Genomic DNA, 19,425 nt, shown 5'->3' with positions numbered 1-19,425 from the left:
CATGCTCAATATTCGCCCTGCCACCCGCGCCGACGCCGGCTTGATCCGCAGCATGATCGAGGCTTTGGCCGATTACGAAAAACTACGCGACCACTGCTTCGCGACCGACGATGCCGTGGTCGAAGCGCTATTCGGCAGCCACCCCGCGGCCGAATGCGTGATTGCCGAGTGGTCGGGCGAAACGGCGGGCTTTGCATTGTTCTTCCATAACTTCTCGACGTTTGTCTGCAAGCGCGGTCTGTACCTCGAAGACTTGTTCGTCAAACCGGAATTCCGCAAACATGGCATTGGCCGGGCGGTCCTGAAGTATCTCGCCCGCCTCGCCGTGACCCGGGGCTGCGCGCGTTTTGAATGGTCGGTATTGGATTGGAATGAACCCGCAATCCAGTTCTACAAAGCGCTCGGCGCCAGGCCGATGAGTGAATGGACCGTATTTCGCGTCGACGGATCGGCACTGACTGATCTGGCTTCGGACTGATGGCACCTACCTAAAGCTGACCCCGGTGACCGCGTATCCTCGTGGATACGCGATCCCGGCCGACGTCCCTTACTCGGAACGCAACGCCTCAGCAGGCATCACGAGTGCAGCACGGCGCGCCGGAATCCAGCTGGCCAGAACCACGGCCGCCGACAGCACGGCGCCTGCACCGAGGAACGCGAAGGCGTCGCCAATCTGCAGACCGAACACCAGTCCGGACGCGAGTTGACTCAACAGCATCGCGAGCACCATGCCCAATCCCAAACCAACACCGCCGAGCCGCAAGCCACGCGCGAGCACGTCGCGAGCAATCCGGGACGGTGTGGCACCCATCGACAAACGAACGCCGATTTCGCGGGTACGACTCGCGACGAACCATGCGATCAGCCCGTAGGTGCCGACGGTTGCAAGCAGCAATCCAATCGCACCGAGCCCGCCAGCGACGGCGCTGACCACGCGTTGCGGCGTGAGGCTCAGCGCAACCTTGTCGCGAAATGCATGGACCGCTGGCCGGGGCAAGTTCGCGTCGGTTTCGATAAACGCATCGTGCACCAATTGCTGGACTTCAGGCAGCGGCAAAGCGCTCTGCACAAACAGGTTGAATTGTGTCTGCTCATGCTGCGTGGCCGGCAGATACAGGAATGGCGTGTCCTGATCGCTAAACGAGCTGTTTCGGCTCATCGCAGCGACGCCAATGATGCGCAGTTTGCCGGCCGCGACACCGTCAAATGGCACGTACTGACCGATCGCTAAGCTATCTGGAAACAGCGCTTTGGCTAGCACGACGTTGACGATCGCGACGGGCTCGCTATCCGCACGATGGCGGGCGTCAAACTGTTCGCCCTGCACAGCGATTCCAAGGGTGCTCAGATAGTCCGCGGAAATGACATTCGTCGCAGCGTAGCGAACCGCTTCGGGCAGTTGCTCGTCACCCAGGGCGCCGATCACCATGTTCGATCCTTCCAAGGGCATGACCCGGCCATAGCCAACTTGCTGGATGCCCGGCTTCGCGCGCAGCGTGTCGGCCAAGCTCGCCGCCACCTGTTGTTGCCGGGCGACGTCGTAGCCACTCGGTTCCAGGTCGAGATCGGCCGTGTAGATCTGATCAACACGAAACCCCAACTCGACTGAATGCGCCCGCTCGAGCGCACGCAGGAACAATGCCGACGCGACCAGCAACACGACGGTCATCGCGACCTGCGCCATGACCAACCACTCACGCAGCCGACTGCGGCTGCCCGTGAAAGCCCGTGACTGCTCACCGAGCCGCGTCCGCACGACGCGTAGCGCTGGCCACAAACCGAACACGACCGTCGCCGCCAATGCCACTGCCGCGGTCATCAAGAGCGGGGTCTGACTCAGGCTGACTGAGAATTGAATCGGCACAGGCGTTGGCAAGACATCGAGCCTTACCAACCCCAACAGAAAATGTGCGAGCAAGACGCCAGCCAGCGTGGCCAGCAGCGCGAGCAAGCTGGATTCGATCGCCAGCATACGGACCAATCTGGCCCGCCCCGCACCCAAGGCGCTCCGCACCGTGAGCTCGCCTAGGCGCGCTTCATTGCGCGCCAACATCATGCCGGCCACGTTGACGCACGCGATCAGCAACACGAGACCAACTAGGCCTTGCAGCACGCCACTGAACGTACCCACGGCACCGGCGATTTCGGCGGGCAAGCCACGCAGCGGCGCCGCGCGGACGTCGGCATGCTCGTTGTATGCCTCGGGATGCAGATCGCGGAACGCCGCAAAACGCGCACCGAGCGCCTCATTGGCCTGCTCCAGCGTGGCCCCGGGCTGCAGACGGCCACCCAGCAACAGCCAGCTTGATCGCACTTCATCCAGCGCGTTGCCCATCATCGGCCGAATGGCTTCCTGCATCGACAACGGCACGAACACATCGGGAGCAAACAGCGAGATCTGGCTCTTGAACGCCGGGTCGAGCACGCCCACGACCTGAAAACGCTGTCCGTTCAACGTGACGGATTGACCGATGATGTCGTCCCGTCCGCCAAACTCGCGCAGCCACGCACCGTGGCTGATCACCACGTGGGGGCTCTTGCCGCGAGCCGAATCCTCGCTGACCGACAAGACCCGTCCCCGCTCGGCACGAGCGCCCAACACGTCGAAATAGTTCTCGCTGACCACAAAGCCAAAGGCGCGTTTAGGCTCTTGGCTGCTGACGAGATTGACCGGCGTCATGCTCCAGGCATACACCCCAGTCCAGAGCTTCGAAGGTTCGTTCAATGCCTGATAGAGCGGATACGACACCGAATCGAGGCCGCCACCTCGATCTCGTTGCACGCGGCCGATTTCAAGTTGGCGCTCGGGCTCGACAATGCCAGCCATCGGTGCATACAGAATGGCGTGCGCCAAAGCGAACAATGCCGTAATCGCACCGATGGCGATCGCCAACGTACCGATGGCAAAGAGGCTTGACCACGGACGGCGAATGAGTTGTTTGAGACCAGAACGGACATCTTGCGAAATAAGCATCGTGAGCAACTCCCTTTACTCAAAACCAGACAATGTCGATATCCATTGCAAGCAGCGTGCCGACCTTACGGGCGAGCTATCGCTATGAATCTAGGCCGCTTTTCTTTCGCCGCATCACTACCTCGCTGGAATGTTGTCCGGTCCCGAACAATCGCTGTCCGATACCGGACACACGTTGGGTTGAACCGCGATCAACGGTTCAAAGTCATGCGGCTGACACCCCAAACAAGCTGCCCACGCCAGCCGTCAGAGCCATGGCGAGGGCGCCCCAGAAGGTCACGCGCAATGTCGCAATCCAGATTGGTGAACCGCCCGTTCGTGCAGCGAGCATGCCCAGTCCAGCCAGAAACACGAGCGAGCTCAATGCCAAGCCCCACATGAGCATGGCCTTCGGCAAGACCAGCACCATCAACAGCGGCAACGACGCACCAACCGCAAACGTGGCGGCCGATGCCAACGCCGCCTGCACGGGCTTGGCCGCAAGCTCGTCGGAAATGCCCAACTCATCCCGCGCGTGCGCACCCAAAGCATCATGCGCCATCAGCTGTGTGGCCACTTCCTTTGCGAGCGTCTCATCCAAACCGCGTCGCACATAAATGCCCGTCAGCTCCGCATGCTCCTGAACTGGGAAGTCCGCGAGCTCGGCGCGTTCGCGTGCGAGATCAGCCTGCTCGGTGTCGGACTGGGAACTCACCGACACATACTCACCCGCTGCCATCGACATCGCGCCAGCAACCAATCCAGCAACGCCTGCGGCGAGAATGCCCGCAGTCGGCGTACCGGCGGCGGCGACGCCAAGGCAAAGGCTTGCCGTCGACACAATCCCATCGTTGGCACCCAGCACCGCAGCGCGTAACCAACCACTACGATGGGTTCGATGACGTTCGCTATGACGCATATCCGGCTCCTGAAGTCAGAGCCGCATCTTAGGCTATCTCAGCTGGTTTTTAGATTGTTGAGTCGAGATTGCGGAACACGCCGCAGCACGGAATGCTGATGCGATTGCAAGCAATTCGCGCTACCAAATTGGAGTGCTTTAGTTGTCGCTAGCGTCGGGGGTTTTGCGGGTGGCGCGCTTACGCTTGGTCGTCGTCGTTGACTTGGTCGCACTACGCTTAATTGGTGCGCGCGGCTTACGTGCTGCAGGCGTTGTCATGCTTGCCTTCGTCGCAGCCCGCTTCTTTGGCGCCGCGCGCTTACCAGCCTTCGGTCGCTTTGGTGTGTCCTCGTCTTCGCCCAACAGCGTGCTGGCCGGACTCAACTCAAAGCTCGGCACCAACGCTGACAAGCGATTCGTCCACGCCTTCGCGGTATCGGACACCTGCTCGAACGCTGTTCGCGCTGACTTCGACGCCCAGTCGGTGAGGTCTTTGGGATCAATGGCGCTCAGCCCCATGAACAAGCCGGGCCATTGGCTGACTTTGGTCTCGCGCATCAAGCAAAGCGCTTGCGCGCGTTGGCCAATTGCATACGTGGCAGCAATGTGGCTCGCGGTCGAGGTGCCGACTTCGGCGATGGGCCACGCTCGCTTCAGGAGCTTCGTGCCCAGCTTGTCGGCAATCGTATCAACCAGCGTTCGCGCACTTCGGCGCGCAATCTCATCGGCACCAAGATTGCTCGCGGCAATCGTCAGCACCGCGACCCGCAACAAAGCGTCGGGCATATCGATGTCATACAGCACGAACGTCTCGACCACCAACTCGGCCTGCAACGTGCTCACCAATGCCGGATCGGCGAACGGACCAAGCGCCGACTGCGCAATGCGACCAATGCCTGGCAACTTGCTCGTCAGAATGGACAACGCCGCAACGCCACCAACCTGCAGGCACTTATAGCGCGTCAGCTGCGCATGCAGTTCATCGCGCGATGCTTCCGGAAAACGCTTTTGCAGACGTTCGACCCGAACCCGGGCCAATTCCCGATCGGTGCCTTGAACAGCTGCCCAGAGCGTCGGTTTGGAACGTGCGGCCATGCGGGTCCTCCTTAGTGGCGAGTGCTTGAGTGTATGCGATTCCAGTCGGCGCCATCATGCGGGCGGCCGGGAGTGTGATTCAGGGCCCGGATTCGCCGCCATCGTCAGTATCGCCAGGATCGGTATCGCTGGAGTCGGCATCATCTAGATCGTCGTCGGCGTCCGGCAGATCGATTTCCAGTAGATCCGGCATCAGGCCAGCATCCACGAGTTGTGACTCCCGCGCCTCGTAACGCACCGCGAGGATCACAAAGCTCATCTCACCGCCCGGCAGCTGGGCTTGGAACTCATCGTCCACCCGCTTTTTCAGCATGGCCCGGGCCATCGGCGAATCCACGCTGATCCAACCCTTGCTGGCATGCGTTTCATCCGGGCCGACCACGCGGTAGATCAATCGCTTGCCCGCCTCGTCCTCGAGTTCAACCGTGGCGCCAAAAAACACGACCGTCTGGTCGGTCGGCGCCGGCGGTGCGATTCGCAAAGCAGGAATGCGCTTGCTCAGATAGCGCACGCGCCGATCAATCTCGCCAAGCTGCTTTTTGCGATATGTGTATTCCGCGTTCTCGGATCGATCGCCTTCCGCTGCGGCGGCAGCGAGCGCTCTGACCACCTCTGGCCGGACCGTGCGCCACAAATGATCGAGCTCCTGCTTCAAGCGCAGATGGCCATCGGCCGTAATGATGGCCGTACTGCGCGCCTGTGGCGGTCGCCAACGCCCCATTGCCCGACTCAGCGCTTGCTGCTGCTGCGACGGCTGCTGCCGGTCACCCCGCCCAACACGCCACGGATCACCCGATTCGTCATGTTGGTGCCGGCCGAGCGCATCGCCGATTTGGCCATCGCTTCCAAGGCGCCTTGGCGCCGCGACGTGCCGAACAAAAAGTCACGCAGGCGATCGCCCCAGGTTGGCCCTTGATTCGCGGGTGCTGGCTGCGATGCAGACCCGCCGGAAGCAGTTTGCGGTGCATCGTCCTGTTGCGCTGCCGCCTGCTGCAGCATTTCGAATGCCGAATCACGATTGATCGCCGTGTCGTACTTGCCGCCAACCGGCGAACGCCCACGCACGACTTGCCGCTCCTCCGGTGTGATCGCGCCAATGCGGGCCGTCGGCGGTGCCATATAGGTTTGTTCCACCGGCAATGGAATGCCACCTTCCTGCAACGTCGTCACCAAAGCCTCGCCAACACCCAGGTTGGTTATGGCTTCAACGACGTTGACCAATGGATTGGCCGGAAACGTCTCAGCAGCCGTCTTGACGGCTTTCTGATCACGTGGGGTAAACGCTCGCAAGGCATGTTGCACCCGATTGCCAAGCTGACCAAGGACCACGGGCGGCACATCGTCTGGCAATTGCGAAATGAAGTAGACGCCGACGCCTTTCGATCGGATCAGACGCACGACCTGTTCGATCCGCTGCAGCAGCGACGCTGGGGCATCGTTGAACAGGAGATGCGCTTCATCGAAGAAGAACACGAGCTTTGGTTTGTCGAGATCACCGACTTCCGGCAGATTCTCGAACAGTTCGGACAACATCCATAGCAGGAAACTCGAGTACACCCGCGGCTTCAGAATGAGTTGCTCAGCCGCCAACACATTGATAATGCCGCGACCGGACATGTCCTGTCGCATGAAATCGTTCAGATCCAGCGCCGGCTCACCAAAGAACGCCGCACCACCGTCGTTCTCCAGTTGCAGCAGCGCACGTTGAATGGCTGCGACCGACTGCGGCGCCACCAAACCGTACTTGGCGGATACTTCTTTCGCGTTCTCCGAGATGAAGGTCAGCATCGCGCGCAGATCCTGCATGTCGAGCAGCAACAGACCCTCGTCGTCGGCCACACGGAAGGTTACGTTGAGCACGCCCTCCTGCGTGTCGTTCAACTCCAGCAGGCGCGACAACAACGTCGGTCCCATTTCGGAAATCGTCGTTCGGATCGGGTGCCCGTTCTTGCCATAGATGTCCCAGAACACCACCGGATTCGCCGCAGGGGTCCATTGTGTCAATCCGAGTCGATCCAAGCGCGCCTTGAGCTTGTCACCGAGCACGGCGGCTTGCGACAGCCCGGCAAGATCGCCCTTCACGTCGGCCAGAAACACCGGCACGCCAAGTCGGGAGAATCCCTCGGCCAACACCATCAGCGACACCGACTTGCCGGTGCCGGTTGCGCCCGCAATCAGGCCATGGCGGTTGCCATACTTGCCGCGCAGAAAGACGTCTTGATTGCCTTTGCCCAGGTAGATATCGCTCATGGTGGGTTCCTTATCGGTAGACGAACCATTTCAGCACAAAGAAATTCAGAAAAGCGAGCAGGATTTCGATTGCCGGCTTTGCGAGATACACCATCGGACCCGGCCACAGCCAGACAACGGCCTGAACCAGCACGGTGCTCAGCACCGTCATCAGGATCCAGGCCAACACAAACCGCCCGAAGCGGGCACCACCCAGTTTCTGGCCGCCCGGTTCGGCAAAAGTGAAGCGACCGTTCAAGTAAAACCCAAGCAAGGCAGCGGTAGCGCGTCCGAGCAGATTCGCTGGCGACGCCGGCATCCCAAGCCAGTGCAGCAGACTGAACAACGCCCAGTCGAGCACAAACTGCGTGCCACCAATCAGAAGATAGGTCAGCACCTCCCGAAATGGCACGCGTTGCCAGCGCTTCTGCAGTGCATCCATGGCGCTCAACGGTCAGCCCCTGGTTCCAAAGCCCGTGCGAGTGCGAGCACTCGAACGCGCCTGGCACCCGCTTGACTGAGCGCGCGAGTGCAGGCGCGCACAGTGGCCGCCGTGGTGACCACGTCATCCACCAGCACAATGTCCTGTTCGCGGACGATCACGGGATCCGCGACAAACGCATGGCGCACGTTGCGCATCCGTGCCAAACGCGACTGCCCGACCTGAGCGGCGGTCTCGCGGACACGGGTCAGCCCGTGCCGAAGACGCCCGCCCGCCTCACGCTGCCAGGCTTCGGCAAGCAATTGGGCCTGGTTGTAGCCACGATGCGCAAGCCGTTTTCGCGCCAGCGGCACCGGCACGATGACGCACGCGCTGGTGTCCGCCCATTCCGGGTCTACCGACACTTCGGCCAACAAGGGTGCAACGGCGCGCAACACGGCCAACTGCGCGTGAAACTTCAAGCGACTGACCAACTGGCTGTTCGGCCAGACATAACGCAAGGGGGCGACCAACTGGTCGAACTCTGGCGGCTTTTTCAGGCACCGGCCGCACACCTGACTGCTCGGCGTTGGTAACGCGCAGATCGGGCAAGCCGGACCCAGCCGCGGCAAATCGGCCGTGCAGCCATCACACAGCGCCCGGTCCCCCGGCACGGCAGCCTCACACAATAGGCAGGCGGCTGGCAGCAAGCGGGAGAGCCGTTTTGGCAGCACGCGGAGGGCGTTTAGGGTGGTCCTGGCAAGGGCAGTCGCAGACATGCCGGGGAGCCTCGCAGATTCATGCGTCCGCTTCAAACAGCCGTTGTGCGCCAATCTCCGATTTGACAGGCGCGCGTGAGGCTTCCAGACTTCCCACTTTTCCCGCCGGACCTGATCAACCATGCCCGCTCCGCTTCGCAATGACTGGACCCGCGACGAGGTTCTCGCCTTGTTCGCCCTGCCCTTCAACGATCTGATTTTTCGGGCGCAGACGGTCCATCGCGAACATTTTGACGCCAACGAAGTGCAGGTCTCGACGCTGCTGTCGATCAAGACCGGCGCGTGTCCTGAGGATTGTGCCTACTGTCCGCAAAGTGCGCGCTATGACACCGGCCTGAAGGCCGAGCGTTTGATGCCGCTTGCCGCCGTGATTGCCAAGGCCAAAGAAGCCAAGGCCAGTGGGGCCAGCCGATTCTGCATGGGCGCCGCCTGGCGCTCGCCGCGCGACAAAGACATCGCACCCGTGGCTGACATGGTGCGGGAAGTGAAGGCATTGGGCCTCGAAACCTGCGCGACGCTCGGGATGCTGAGTCGCGACCAAGCCGCGGCGCTGAAGCACGCCGGCCTCGACTATTACAATCACAACCTCGATACGTCGCCCGAGTTCTACGGCGAAATCATTTCGACCCGTTGCTACCAGGATCGCCTCGATACACTCACGCACGTCCGCGATGTCGGCATGAAGACTTGCTGCGGCGGCATTGTCGGGATGGGCGAGTCACAGACCGATCGCGCTGGCCTGCTAATGGCGCTGGCCAATCTGCCCGCGCATCCGGACAGCGTCCCGATCAATCGCCTCGTGCGCGTGGCCGGCACACCACTCGCCGAACAAGCCGAACTCGACGCCTTCGAATTCGTGCGGACGATCGCCGTCGCCCGGATCATGATGCCGAAGTCAATGGTGCGCCTCTCGGCGGGTCGCGAAACGATGAGCGAAGAACTGCAGTCGTTATGCTTCCTGGCTGGCGCCAATTCGATTTTCTACGGCGAGAAACTGCTGACAACCGCCAATCCCGAAGCCGACGCGGACCGCGCACTGTTTGCCAAACTCGGCATTCGCCCGCTGCAGGTCATCGATAGCGGCAATACCGTCCACGCCGGCATTACCGAAACCGTCGAAAGCGCCGCCGCTTGAGTTTGGCGGCCTGGCCGCCACGTCGCCTCTGAACCGAGCCTGATCCAACCGGCAGTGGTGCCCCCGCGCCCGCGTTTTGGCATTGCCCGGCCAAAAACCGGACCGCTACAATACTTGGCTAATGTCTCGGGCGCTGTCCGCCCACTCAATTTAGAGGGTTCTTATGTCGCATCAATCGATCCTGGCCGCGCTCGGTCTTAGCGCCGACAACTCCGGCACCTATCTCGGCAACGGCGAATGGTCCAAGACCCAGGACGCTGGCGTACTGGAGCCGATCAACCCAAGCACGGGCGACGTGATTGCCCGTGTGCATGCCAGTTCGATTGCCGACTACGACACGATCATTGAGCGCGCCCAGGCGGCCTTCAAGATCTGGCGCACCACGCCGGCCCCGAAGCGCGGCGAAGCAATCCGCCTGTGCGGCGATGCGCTGCGTCAGCACAAAGATGCACTCGGCTCGCTGGTTGCGCTCGAAATGGGCAAGATCAAGGCCGAAGGCGATGGCGAAGTGCAGGAAATGATCGACATCGCCGACTTCGCCGTGGGCCAAAGCCGCATGCTGTATGGCTACACCATGCACTCCGAGCGCCCCGGTCATCGCATGTATGAGCAATGGCATCCGCTCGGTCTGGTCGGCATCATCTCCGCCTTCAACTTCCCGGTTGCCGTGTGGGCCTGGAACTCGTTCATCGCTGCCATCTGCGGCGATATTTCGATCTGGAAGCCGAGCCCGAAGACCCCGCTGACGGCCATCGCGTCGATGAAGATCTGCAACGAAGCGCTGCGCAAGGCGGGCTTCCCGGATCTGTTCTTCCTGTTCAATGATGCCGGCACGCAGATCGCGCAAAAGTTTGTCGACGACGCGCGTATTCCGCTGATCAGCTTCACTGGTTCGACCCAGGTGGGCCGCATTGTCGGCGAGCGCGTCGCGCAACGCATGGGCCGCAGCCTGCTTGAGCTCGGCGGCAACAACGCCATCATCGTTGACGACAGCGCCGATCTGAAACTGGCCATTCCGGCCATCGTATTTGGCGCGGTGGGTACCGCCGGCCAGCGCTGCACCACGACGCGCCGCGTGTTCGTTCAAGACACGATTTATGCCGACGTGCTGGCCAAGCTGAAGAGCGCCTACACGCAAGTTGAAAAGCGTCTCGGTGATCCAACCGATCCTGCCACCCTGCTCGGCCCGCTGAACAGCGAGGCCTCGGTGTCGGCGTTCCTCAAGGCGGTGGCGCGCTGCAAAGAACTCGGTGGCACCATCGAATGCGGCGGCACGCGCGTCGATCGCCCGGGCAACTTTGTGTTGCCGACGATCGTCACGGGCCTGAAGAACAGCGATGACATCGTCCAGCACGAGACATTTGCGCCCATTCTGTACGTGATGCCGTTCAAGACATTGCCCGAAGCGATCGCACTGCAGAACGGCGTGCCGCAGGGGCTGTCGTCGTCGATCTTCACCCAGAACGTCAAGGCAGCCGAAGCGTTCCTGACTGCAGCCGGATCGGACTGCGGCATCGCCAACGTCAACATCGGTACGAGCGGTGCCGAAATCGGCGGCGCTTTTGGTGGCGAAAAGGAAACCGGCGGTGGCCGTGAGTCGGGCTCGACCGCATGGCAGGCCTATATGCGTCGCCAGACCAACACCATCAACTATTCGGACGCGCTGCCGCTGGCCCAGGGCATCAAGTTCGACTTCTGAGTCGAGGAACGATCATGAACCAGCCCTCGCTTCCCAACAGCAACATGGCGGTGATCAGCCTCGTCACCGGCATTCTGGGCTGGTTGGTCCTCCCGTTCATCTGCGCGTTGATCGCCATTGTCTGCGGGCATCTGGCCCGTCGCGAAATCCGCGCCGCCAACGGTCAACTGGGCGGTGACGGGATGGCGACCATCGGATTGATTCTTGGATACGCCCAGATCATTTTGTCGATCATCGGCGTGATTTTCGTGATCATCGCGATCGCGTTTTTCGGTTTTGCGTTGACCACTGCCGCGCACTGACATGTACGGTCTCGCCCGTCCGTTTTTGTTTGCGCTGGATGCCGAGACCGCCCATCACGTCGGGCTGAAAGCCATGGCCGCGGCTTATCGCAGCGGCCTCAATCCGCTATTGGCGTCACGCCCCAAGCCGCTGCCGGTGGACGTGTTCGGATTGCGCTTCAACAATCCGGTCGGGCTCGCCGCCGGGCTCGACAAGAATGGCGAATATGTCGACGCGATGGCGGCATTGGGCTTTGGCTTTATCGAAGTCGGCACCACAACTCCCAAGGCCCAACCCGGGAATCCGAAGCCGCGCATGTTCCGGCTGCCTGAGCATGAGGCGGTCATCAATCGCCTGGGCTTCAACAACGAAGGCGTTGACGCGCTGCTGAAGAATCTCGAGTGCGTGCGCTTCAAGGGTCCGCTCGGCATCAATATCGGCAAGAACAAAGACACCCCCAATGAGCGCGCGGTCGACGACTATTTGATCGGGCTCCATAAGGTTTATGCGCGCGCCGACTACGTCACGGTCAATATCTCATCGCCCAACACGCAGGGCCTTCGGGATTTGCAAAGCGAAGATGCGCTGCGTCGTCTGGTAGCCAGTCTGCTCGAGGCACGTGAGGCGAATGTCAGCAAGCACGGCAAGCGCGTGCCCGTGCTCGTCAAGATCGCGCCCGATCTGACCGAAGCCGATCTCGACGGCATGGCCGACGTGTTTTTGTCCGAGCAGATCGACGGCCTGATCGTGACCAACACCACCATCGCTCGCGACGCCGTGCGCGGCCATCGCCACGCAGACGAAGCAGGCGGGCTGTCGGGCCGGCCGGTGTTCGCGCCAAGCACCAATACGCTCAAAGCGATGCATGCGCGGATCCGGGGCCGCATTCCGATGATCGGCGTAGGCGGGATTCTCAGTGGGCAGGACGCTTGCGCCAAGCTCGATGCCGGCGCGAGTCTCGTGCAGTGCTACACCGGTTTGGTGTATCGCGGCCCGGCGCTGATTGCCGAATGCGTCGAAGCGCTGAAGCACCGCAACTCGCAACCCGCCTGACATGGCCGAAACAGGCTATCACGTCACACTGAACGCATCGCTTCTGGGCCGCAACACGCTGCGCGTGGCGGCGCAAGCCGAGCGATTGATTGAAGTCTTCGACCCCACCTGCCTGCCGCAACTGTTAGCGCAATCGGGACAGGCACACGGGCCGATCCGCGTACTCGGCGGGGGCAGCAATCTGCTTTTGAGTGCCGACGTTCCCGGTACCGTGCTCAAACTCTGCAACGAAGACGTGCACTGGCCCGACCCCAATCAGGAGCACGCCATTGTTCGTGCCGGCGCGGGCCTGAACTGGCACGCGTTGGTGATGGCCAGCCTGGAACGGGGCTGGCAAGGACTGGAGAACCTGGCGCTGATTCCGGGCACCGTTGGCGCGGCGCCGATTCAGAACATCGGCGCGTACGGATTGGAAGTCGGCGAGCGCATTGTTGCGGTCGAGGTCTATGACCGCGACACCCATCAATTCCGCACATTGCCAACTGCTGCGTGTGCCTTCGCCTATCGTGACAGCCTGTTCAAACGCGAACCCGATCGGTTCGTGGTGGTGGCCGTACAGTTCGCACTACATCGTCACGCGGCACTGCGCACGCACTATCAAGGCATTGCCGACGAATTGCGAACAACGGGGGTCATCACGCCAACGGCCCGGGACGTTGCCGAAGCCGTCATCCGATTGCGCCAACGAAAGTTGCCCGACCCGGCGCTCCTGCCCAACGCCGGGAGCTATTTCAAGAATCCCATGGTGGACGCCGACACGTTGGCGGACCTCAAGTCACGCGAACCGGACTTGGTCTATTGGCCGAGCGCGAACGGCGGCGCCAAGTTGAGCGCTGGCTGGTTGATTGAACGCGCCAGTCTGAAGGGCGCACGCGACGGCGATGCCGGCATCGCGCCTGGGCATGCATTGGTGCTCGTCAACTTCGGTCAGGCAAGCGGCGCCGACCTGCGTCGGTTTGCGGCCCGGGTCCAGGCCACCGTTAAAGACCGCTTTGGCGTGCACCTCGAACCGGAACCCGTCTGCTGGCCGTGACCACCCCGCGCAATCCGCGTGGGGGCGCTTAGATCGCCTGGAGTAGCCAAGCGGCGTCTGGCTGAATGCGTGGTGCGGGCGAAAAAAAACCCTCCACAGAAGGCCTGGGAGGGTCGAATCGGAGTGACGATTACCTAAACAATGCGCCCTGCTGAGGTGGGGATCGCCATTCAGCGATCAAAGAACCCACCAGCGGGATGAACTGTACCAATGCATGTGCGGAAAAGCAACACCCTGTTGCCCACCTGCGACATTTTGTTGTTTTGGCGCAACGGCTTTTTTACAACAAACTCTTAACATGCCGAAAGTTCGTTTTTTATCATAACGTTACGTCGCAAGTAGCCCTCTCCCACTCACGTAGGAGAGGGGGCGCTCCCTCTCCCACGCGAGTGGGAGAGGGCTGGGGAGAGGGCTACTTGCGGTCAAACTCGTCACCAATCGCAATTAATTGGTTATCAATACCAATGGGTTACGGCGTGTTTGAAGAGAGCGCGAGTCGACGCCGTCCTTTGCGAGCGTACGGAAACTTGGAGCGCGGCTTACTTGCGATTAGCTTGGCCATCACACGCATACCGGGGAGTTGGCAAATGCTCTGCGTGATCGTGAGTTTGTTCACAATCAATCAGGTGCTCAGGCGAGGTTTGCGCCATTGATTCGGCGCACCTCTTCGCCCGCAGCCACGCTTGGGCTCTTGGCCGAATGCATTTCCGAACGCGTGAACAAAAGCGCCTGCGCGCCGGTCTGAGCGACTCCCGTCAGATCGGCGGCGTGTCTCAGATCAACAGGTTGTCGATCAGGCGAGCCTTACCAAGGCGGGCCGCAGCCAGCACGACGAGACCCGGTTCATTGGGCTCGGTCGGTACCGACAGATCGGCAGCGCGACGAATCGACACGTAGTCCACCCGGAACCCTGCGCCCTGAAGCCGATCCACCGCGGCGGTTTCGATCAGGCCCAGCCGACGGCCGGCGCGCACGGACTCGGTCACTGCCGTCAGAGTTCGAAAGATCTCGGCGGCCTGCTCGCGCTCGGCATTGGTCAAGTAGGCGTTGCGGGAACTCATCGCCAGGCCGTTCGCCTCACGGACGGTGTCGCCAACACGAAGGTCGATCGGAAACGACAAGTCCTCGACCATCCGTCTGATCACCAGCACCTGTTGAAAGTCTTTTCGGCCAAACCAAGCGGTTTCGGGCTGCACCATGTTGAAGAGCCGGGCAACGACTGTCGCGACACCAGCGAAATGGCCGGGACGGATATCGCCGCACAATCCGGTCGATACGTCCGGCACCTCCATGCGGACCGTCCGCTCGACTCCGATGGGGTACATGGTGGCGACGTCGGGCGCAAACACCAGATCACAACCCGCTGCCGCCAAGCCAGCTTGATCTTCTGAAAGCGTTCTGGGATAGCTCGCAAAGTCTTCGTTCGGGCCAAACTGGGTCGGATTGACGAAAATGCTGGCCACCACTGCATCGGCCGACTCACGCGCCTGCTCGACGAGCGAGAAATGGCCTCGATGCAAGTTGCCCATGGTGGGCACGAATGCCACACGCTTGCCCGCAGACCGCATATCGGCGCGCCATTGTCTGAGGCCTGAAAGCTCATGAACCGTCAGCATGTCGCCCTCGATCAATAGGAATGTTCAGAATCCGGAAACTGACGGGACCGGACGGCATCGACATAGGTCCGGATGGCGCCTTGAATCGATCCAGACCCATCCAGAAAGTTGCGCACAAATTTGGGCCGACGGCGGGTGGCAATGCCCAAGATGTCGTGCAACACCAGAATCTGGCCGTCGCAATCGACGCCGGCGCCGATTCCGATCACCGGCACGCTCAGCGCCTCGGTCACCAGCTTGCCAAGCCCGGCTGGCACACATTCGAGCACCATCAGCGCCGCGCCGGCATTCTGCACCGCCCGGGCATTCGCCAAGACCTGCTCGGCAGCTTCATCCGTTCGACCTTGCAGCTTGTAGCCACCCGTCTTCAGCACCGATTGCGGCGTCAGTCCCACGTGCCCACATACCGGGATATCGCGGGCAACGAGGTATTCGATCACGGGCAACATGACCCCGGCGCCCTCGATCTTGACCATGGCCGTGTTGCCCTCGGCAATCAGCCTCGCCGCATTGCGATAGGCTGTTTGCGGATCGGGGCAGCTGCCAAACGGCATGTCGGCAATGCGCACGGCACGCTGGCTGCCGCGCGCAACGGCCTCGGCGTGATACAGAATGTGTTCGACCGTGACCGGCAAGGTGCTGCGGTGCCCTTGCACCACCATCCCGAGCGAGTCGCCAATCAGGATGACGTCAACACCCGCAAGGTCCATCAGGGCTGCGGTGCTGGCCTCGTAGGCGGTCAGGGCGGCAATCGGCTGACGCTCGACGCGCATGCGCATCAGATCAGGCACGGTCAGCGGGGTCGCGCGGACCTCACGGGGCTCGGCGTACATGGATATCCTGAGCGCAAAAGGGGCGCCGAATCTAGCAGCTTGCCCCGGATTGCACACGTCGGGCGCTCATGATTCCAGGCATCGCGCTATTGCTGATGTGAGCGCCGCGCGACGGACCGTCACGAAACGATGCCAGCTGCATCAGTTCCAGGGTTGAATCGCGTTTCGTTCGGCAACGGGAAGCGCCGCCCAGGCTCCCGCAATCGGCGTTCCATCCGGGAAGCTGGCATCGGGCGCAAGATCGCGCCACGGGCCCAGCACAAAGGCCCGCTCCCGCGCCCGGGGATGCGGCACGACGAGCGCCTCAACCTCAAACTGGCGATGGCCAAAACCGATCAAGTCCAAGTCGATCGACCGCGGACCATTGCGCGGCCCAAGACGCTCGCGACCGAGCTCGGCTTCAATCTTGAGCAACGCCTGCATCAACGCGACTGGGGCCAGCGAAACATCTGCCAACGCCACCGCATTGGCAAATTCAGCCTGTTCGCGGATGCCCCACGGCGGTGTCCGAAACACCCTGGACAAACGCCAATTCCGACTGTCAGGCAAGCGTTGCAGCCTTTCGAACGCCGCCCGGATTTGTGCGGGCGGGTCCTGCATGTTGCTGCCGAGCGCGATCACGATCGGCTCGTGCACGATCGTCATGGCGCCGGAGAGGGAGCCGTTTTCGGTTTGCGCCGACGCCGACGGCGCTTTTTCTTTGGCGAGCCATCGGGCACCTCAGTGGCTTCCACTTCCGGCGACTCCGCTTCGGGCGCATCCGGGTCAGAACCGTCTGCCTGACCGCGTTGGTCCTGTTGCTGGAACACCTGCTGCCAGTAGTGCACTTGATCTTTGAGACCGGGCTCGAATTCGGCGCGCAGGCACAAAAAGTCGTAGGCAGCGCGGAACTTTGGATGTGACGCGAGCTTGCCGGCGCGCTTCTTTCGACTGGCTTCCAGGCGGTCCTGCAGCGCCCAGATTTCGGCCATGGGTACACTGTAGCGCTTCGGCAACGCAATGCGGCGCACTTGCTTGTCCAGGACCCGCTCGCCAGCGATCCGCGTGGCGTCTGGGGCCTGGGCAGGCGGCAGCCGTTTACGGGCCTCGACCAGCCAAGGCCAGAACATCGCGGCAAAGAGATACGCAGGCGTGACCGGGCGGCCATCCAGCACACGCTGGTCGGTCGCATTGAGCGCCGCCTCGACCATTTGGCGCGCGCCGGCATGTGCGGCAACTTGCTCGGCCAATTCCGGGAACAGCACGTTGAACATGCCGTGCTCGGTGAGTTGCTGATAGCTCCGCAACCCATGACCGCTCATGAAGAGCTTCAAGCACTCATCGAACAAGCGCGCAGGCGCGGCGTTCAAGATCAATGCGGCCTGGTCGTGCATGGCTCGCGCAGCAGTGGCCTCGACGGTAAAATTCAGTTTTGCGGCCAGCCGACACGCCCGCAACATGCGCACTGGATCTTCGCGATACCGTTCGGTCGGGTCACCAATGAGACGGAGCAAGCGGGCGTCGATATCAGCTACCGCGCCCACGTAGTCACGAACCGAGAAGTCCTCGATCGCGTAGTACAGCGCGTTCACCGTGAAGTCGCGCCGAATGGCATCCTCTTCGATACTGCCGTAAACGTTATCGCGCAAAATTCGCCCATCGACGACTTCGCGCGCTTCCGCGCCCCCATCTTCGTCTGCCGCGCTTCCGCGGAACGTGGCGACCTCAATGATCTCATCGCCAAAATGCACGTGCGCGAGTCGGAAGCGCCGACCGATCAGCCGGCAGTTTCGAAACAGTTGCTTGACTTGCTCGGGGTGGGCGTCGGTGGCAACGTCAAAGTCCTTGGGCGTGATCCCAAGCATGAGATCGCGAACGGCGCCACCCACGAGATAGGCATGAAAGCCTGCGTCGCGGAGTTTGTACAGCACGCGAAGTGCGTTCTGACTGATCTGCTTCCGGGAAATGCTGTGCTGGTCGCGCGCGATGACGCGCAGTCCGGCAGCAATCCGGGCACGCCGGTCGGCGAGATTTTCTATCGGCGCGGGTTCGACCTTGGCAGGCTTGGCCTTGCGGCCACCGAACACGCGCTTGATCCATTGATTCAACATCGTTGCGCTTCTAATCGGGTCAACTGGCAGTTGCCATGGTCCTATGCCGAAGCATAAGCGCCCTGCACTGCCTTGGCAGGAGTATGAATGACTTTGAATGGATTCAAAGTCTTTTGGACTTGGCAATCTACCAAACTGCACGCACTCGGCGCTCGGTTTGGCCTCGGTCAAGCCACTGTTGCAACAAATTGCCCGGACTCGCCGATTGCCACGCCCAGGCGTTGCATCCGGTGGTCCTGCGCGCGCAAAGCCGTGCAGCGCTACGCGAGGCCGGCCACGCCCAATGGCGTGACACGAGCGAGGCATTCCAGATTCGCATCGCCGAAGCGATCAACCGCGGCACGCTGCACCGCCCTGATTCGCAACTGTGTATTGAGAGCAATGATCAGCCAGCGGCTGACTACTGATCTCAGGTCGTCACCGCATTCAGAGCCAAGCGCTGGATGCCAATGAATCGCGACGCCCCCAGGAACCCTCGTAACGGGAGGATGACATACTTCGAATCAATCTGTTGCACAAATTGCCCGAAGAACAATTCAGCAGTCCTGCTTGCTGAACGGCGCGCCGCCCGATGCCCCGGCGCCAATTATGACTGCTTGTGCGAAAAAAGGCGCGAGCTATACTAGAGGACTGCCACGCTCCCATCGTCTAGTGGCCCAGGACGTCGCCCTCTCACGGCGAAAACAGGGGTTCGAGTCCCCTTGGGAGTACCATTTTCGCGCTCTATCGCCTGTTATCCGGCCCATGACCTTTGTTGTCACCGAGAATTGCATCAAGTGCAAATACATGGACTGCGTCGAAGTCTGTCCCGTCGACTGCTTCCACGAAGGTCCCAATTTCCTGGTGATCGACCCGGATGAGTGCATCGATTGCACGCTCTGCGAACCCGAATGCCCGGCGAAGGCCATTTTTCCGGAGGACGATGTGCCGGCTGGCCAAGAAGGCTTCACCGCCCTCAACGCCGAACTGTCGCGCGCATGGCCGGTGATCACGCAACGCAAAGAGCCCCCGGCAGACGCCAAGGACTGGGACGGCAAACCGAACAAGCTGCCATTGCTGGAGCGCTGAGCGCGCCGCGGTTTCCGAGCACGCGTCGCGGTTTGGCAGCAGTGCGCCGACTGTGCACTGGCCCCGATAAATATGGGGCTGCATGGATTCATCCTGGACTTTCAGACCCACGCTGAGCCAGTCGCGTCGGCGGTGAGCTCACGTCGACCCATTCATAGCCCGCATCGACACCGAACTGCTTCAGCGTTCCATAGCAAAAGAGGCCGCAGCGAAGCGGCCTCTTTCGTTTGCGAGCCGAATT

At 61.6% G+C, this 19,425-nt stretch carries 18 protein-coding genes, 1 tRNA gene and 1 pseudogene; 9 read left to right on the top strand and 11 right to left on the bottom strand.

Translation table 11 applies throughout. The features are described from left to right. The first annotated feature begins 1 nt into the window (after position 1). Positions 2-478, top strand: coding sequence for a GNAT family N-acetyltransferase (locus C7S18_RS06595; protein ID WP_106890812.1), 477 nt, complete (start codon positions 2-4; stop codon positions 476-478). Between the two features lie 69 nt (positions 479-547). Here the strand turns inward: C7S18_RS06595 and C7S18_RS06590 are convergent, their stop codons facing one another. The 7 genes and pseudogenes from C7S18_RS06590 to C7S18_RS06560 form a co-directional block, all read right to left on the bottom strand. After that, complete coding sequence (locus tag C7S18_RS06590) at positions 548-2,974, bottom strand: ADOP family duplicated permease (RefSeq protein WP_106890811.1); 2,427 nt, start codon at positions 2,972-2,974, stop codon at positions 548-550. A gap of 205 nt (positions 2,975-3,179) precedes the next feature. Further along, positions 3,180-3,872, bottom strand: a complete 693-nt coding sequence (locus tag C7S18_RS06585) for a VIT1/CCC1 transporter family protein (protein ID WP_106890810.1) — start codon at positions 3,870-3,872, stop codon at positions 3,180-3,182. 138 nt (positions 3,873-4,010) lie between these two features. Then, positions 4,011-4,946: a hypothetical protein gene (locus C7S18_RS06580; protein WP_106890809.1), complete on the bottom strand. Its 936-nt coding sequence runs from the start codon at positions 4,944-4,946 to the stop codon at positions 4,011-4,013. A gap of 223 nt (positions 4,947-5,169) precedes the next feature. Further along, positions 5,170-5,667, bottom strand: a pseudogene (greB, locus tag C7S18_RS06575) (transcription elongation factor GreB); the annotation flags it as partial. Positions 5,668-5,675: 8 nt separating this feature from the next. Further along, entirely contained in the window at positions 5,676-7,196 is a 1,521-nt protein-coding gene (locus C7S18_RS06570) for a helicase HerA-like domain-containing protein (protein ID WP_106890807.1), read from the bottom strand. Between the two features lie 10 nt (positions 7,197-7,206). After that, on the bottom strand, positions 7,207-7,617 hold the full coding sequence (locus C7S18_RS06565; RefSeq protein ID WP_106890806.1) for a GtrA family protein: 411 nt from the start codon (positions 7,615-7,617) through the stop codon (positions 7,207-7,209). A 5-nt stretch (positions 7,618-7,622) separates the two neighbouring features. Beyond that, entirely contained in the window at positions 7,623-8,375 is a 753-nt protein-coding gene (locus C7S18_RS06560; RefSeq protein ID WP_146151796.1) for a ComFC family protein, read from the bottom strand. Between the two features lie 121 nt (positions 8,376-8,496). Between C7S18_RS06560 and bioB the strand changes: the two genes are divergently transcribed. The 5 genes from bioB (at position 8,497) to murB (ending at position 13,577) form a co-directional block, all read left to right on the top strand. After that, a complete protein-coding gene (gene bioB / locus C7S18_RS06555; RefSeq protein ID WP_106890804.1) occupies positions 8,497-9,510 on the top strand; it encodes a biotin synthase BioB in 1,014 nt (337 codons plus the stop codon). Positions 9,511-9,673: 163 nt separating this feature from the next. Beyond that, the gene (amaB, locus tag C7S18_RS06550; RefSeq protein WP_106890803.1) at positions 9,674-11,209 is read left to right on the top strand and encodes an L-piperidine-6-carboxylate dehydrogenase; all 1,536 of its coding nucleotides are present in this window, start codon (positions 9,674-9,676) and stop codon (positions 11,207-11,209) included. A gap of 14 nt (positions 11,210-11,223) precedes the next feature. Further along, positions 11,224-11,511 carry a DUF4190 domain-containing protein gene (locus tag C7S18_RS06545; RefSeq protein WP_106890802.1) on the top strand — a complete coding sequence of 96 codons (288 nt, stop codon included), beginning with the start codon at positions 11,224-11,226 and terminating at the stop codon, positions 11,509-11,511. A 1-nt stretch (position 11,512) separates the two neighbouring features. After that, entirely contained in the window at positions 11,513-12,544 is a 1,032-nt protein-coding gene (locus C7S18_RS06540; RefSeq protein ID WP_106890801.1) for a quinone-dependent dihydroorotate dehydrogenase, read from the top strand. A gap of 1 nt (position 12,545) precedes the next feature. After that, on the top strand, positions 12,546-13,577 hold the full coding sequence (gene murB, locus C7S18_RS06535) for a UDP-N-acetylmuramate dehydrogenase (RefSeq protein WP_106890800.1): 1,032 nt from the start codon (positions 12,546-12,548) through the stop codon (positions 13,575-13,577). Positions 13,578-14,350: 773 nt separating this feature from the next. Here murB and panC read toward each other — a convergent pair. The 4 genes from panC to pcnB all read right to left on the bottom strand — a co-directional run bounded on the left by panC (position 14,351) and on the right by pcnB (position 18,116). Then, positions 14,351-15,193 (bottom strand): pantoate--beta-alanine ligase, encoded by an 843-nt coding sequence (gene panC, locus C7S18_RS06530; protein ID WP_106890799.1) that lies wholly within the window; start codon positions 15,191-15,193, stop codon positions 14,351-14,353. Positions 15,194-15,204: 11 nt separating this feature from the next. After that, the gene (gene panB / locus C7S18_RS06525; RefSeq protein ID WP_106890798.1) at positions 15,205-16,026 is read right to left on the bottom strand and encodes a 3-methyl-2-oxobutanoate hydroxymethyltransferase; all 822 of its coding nucleotides are present in this window, start codon (positions 16,024-16,026) and stop codon (positions 15,205-15,207) included. A 141-nt stretch (positions 16,027-16,167) separates the two neighbouring features. Continuing rightward, the gene (folK, locus tag C7S18_RS06520) at positions 16,168-16,671 is read right to left on the bottom strand and encodes a 2-amino-4-hydroxy-6-hydroxymethyldihydropteridine diphosphokinase (protein ID WP_106890797.1); all 504 of its coding nucleotides are present in this window, start codon (positions 16,669-16,671) and stop codon (positions 16,168-16,170) included. Next, positions 16,668-18,116 (bottom strand): polynucleotide adenylyltransferase PcnB, encoded by a 1,449-nt coding sequence (gene pcnB / locus C7S18_RS06515; protein ID WP_106890796.1) that lies wholly within the window; start codon positions 18,114-18,116, stop codon positions 16,668-16,670. The genes folK and pcnB overlap by 4 nt, the downstream gene beginning before the upstream one ends. Before the next feature lie 188 nt (positions 18,117-18,304). On the opposite strand from pcnB, the gene C7S18_RS06510 reads away from it, so the two are divergent. The 3 genes from C7S18_RS06510 (at position 18,305) to fdxA (ending at position 19,184) form a co-directional block, all read left to right on the top strand. Beyond that, positions 18,305-18,523, top strand: coding sequence for a hypothetical protein (locus C7S18_RS06510; RefSeq protein WP_146151795.1), 219 nt, complete (start codon positions 18,305-18,307; stop codon positions 18,521-18,523). A 230-nt stretch (positions 18,524-18,753) separates the two neighbouring features. Continuing rightward, a tRNA-Glu gene (locus tag C7S18_RS06505) sits at positions 18,754-18,829 on the top strand. A gap of 31 nt (positions 18,830-18,860) precedes the next feature. Further along, positions 18,861-19,184: a ferredoxin FdxA gene (gene fdxA / locus C7S18_RS06500; protein WP_106890794.1), complete on the top strand. Its 324-nt coding sequence runs from the start codon at positions 18,861-18,863 to the stop codon at positions 19,182-19,184. The last annotated feature ends 241 nt before the right edge of the window (positions 19,185-19,425 follow it).

Origin of the sequence: Ahniella affigens (genome assembly GCF_003015185.1) — a bacterium.
GTDB lineage: Bacteria > Pseudomonadota > Gammaproteobacteria > Xanthomonadales > Ahniellaceae > Ahniella > Ahniella affigens.
The sequence above is the reverse complement of the archived record's forward strand: the minus strand, read 5'-3'. Positions and strand labels throughout refer to the sequence as shown.

What these genes read in the sequence shown, in the direction of transcription:
- C7S18_RS06595 (WP_106890812.1), top strand. Translation starts at nt 2, where the DNA reads ATGCTCAATATTCGCCCTGCCACCCGCGCCGACGCCGGCTTGATCCGC.
- C7S18_RS06590 (WP_106890811.1), bottom strand. Translation starts at nt 2,974, where the DNA reads ATGCTTATTTCGCAAGATGTCCGTTCTGGTCTCAAACAACTCATTCGC.
- C7S18_RS06585 (WP_106890810.1), bottom strand. Translation starts at nt 3,872, where the DNA reads ATGCGTCATAGCGAACGTCATCGAACCCATCGTAGTGGTTGGTTACGC.
- C7S18_RS06580 (WP_106890809.1), bottom strand. Translation starts at nt 4,946, where the DNA reads ATGGCCGCACGTTCCAAACCGACGCTCTGGGCAGCTGTTCAAGGCACC.
- C7S18_RS06570 (WP_106890807.1), bottom strand. Translation starts at nt 7,196, where the DNA reads ATGAGCGATATCTACCTGGGCAAAGGCAATCAAGACGTCTTTCTGCGC.
- C7S18_RS06565 (WP_106890806.1), bottom strand. Translation starts at nt 7,617, where the DNA reads ATGGATGCACTGCAGAAGCGCTGGCAACGCGTGCCATTTCGGGAGGTG.
- C7S18_RS06560 (WP_146151796.1), bottom strand. Translation starts at nt 8,375, where the DNA reads ATGTCTGCGACTGCCCTTGCCAGGACCACCCTAAACGCCCTCCGCGTG.
- bioB (WP_106890804.1), top strand. Translation starts at nt 8,497, where the DNA reads ATGCCCGCTCCGCTTCGCAATGACTGGACCCGCGACGAGGTTCTCGCC.
- amaB (WP_106890803.1), top strand. Translation starts at nt 9,674, where the DNA reads ATGTCGCATCAATCGATCCTGGCCGCGCTCGGTCTTAGCGCCGACAAC.
- C7S18_RS06545 (WP_106890802.1), top strand. Translation starts at nt 11,224, where the DNA reads ATGAACCAGCCCTCGCTTCCCAACAGCAACATGGCGGTGATCAGCCTC.
- C7S18_RS06540 (WP_106890801.1), top strand. Translation starts at nt 11,513, where the DNA reads ATGTACGGTCTCGCCCGTCCGTTTTTGTTTGCGCTGGATGCCGAGACC.
- murB (WP_106890800.1), top strand. Translation starts at nt 12,546, where the DNA reads ATGGCCGAAACAGGCTATCACGTCACACTGAACGCATCGCTTCTGGGC.
- panC (WP_106890799.1), bottom strand. Translation starts at nt 15,193, where the DNA reads ATGCTGACGGTTCATGAGCTTTCAGGCCTCAGACAATGGCGCGCCGAT.
- panB (WP_106890798.1), bottom strand. Translation starts at nt 16,026, where the DNA reads ATGTACGCCGAGCCCCGTGAGGTCCGCGCGACCCCGCTGACCGTGCCT.
- folK (WP_106890797.1), bottom strand. Translation starts at nt 16,671, where the DNA reads ATGACGATCGTGCACGAGCCGATCGTGATCGCGCTCGGCAGCAACATG.
- pcnB (WP_106890796.1), bottom strand. Translation starts at nt 18,116, where the DNA reads ATGTTGAATCAATGGATCAAGCGCGTGTTCGGTGGCCGCAAGGCCAAG.
- fdxA (WP_106890794.1), top strand. Translation starts at nt 18,861, where the DNA reads ATGACCTTTGTTGTCACCGAGAATTGCATCAAGTGCAAATACATGGAC.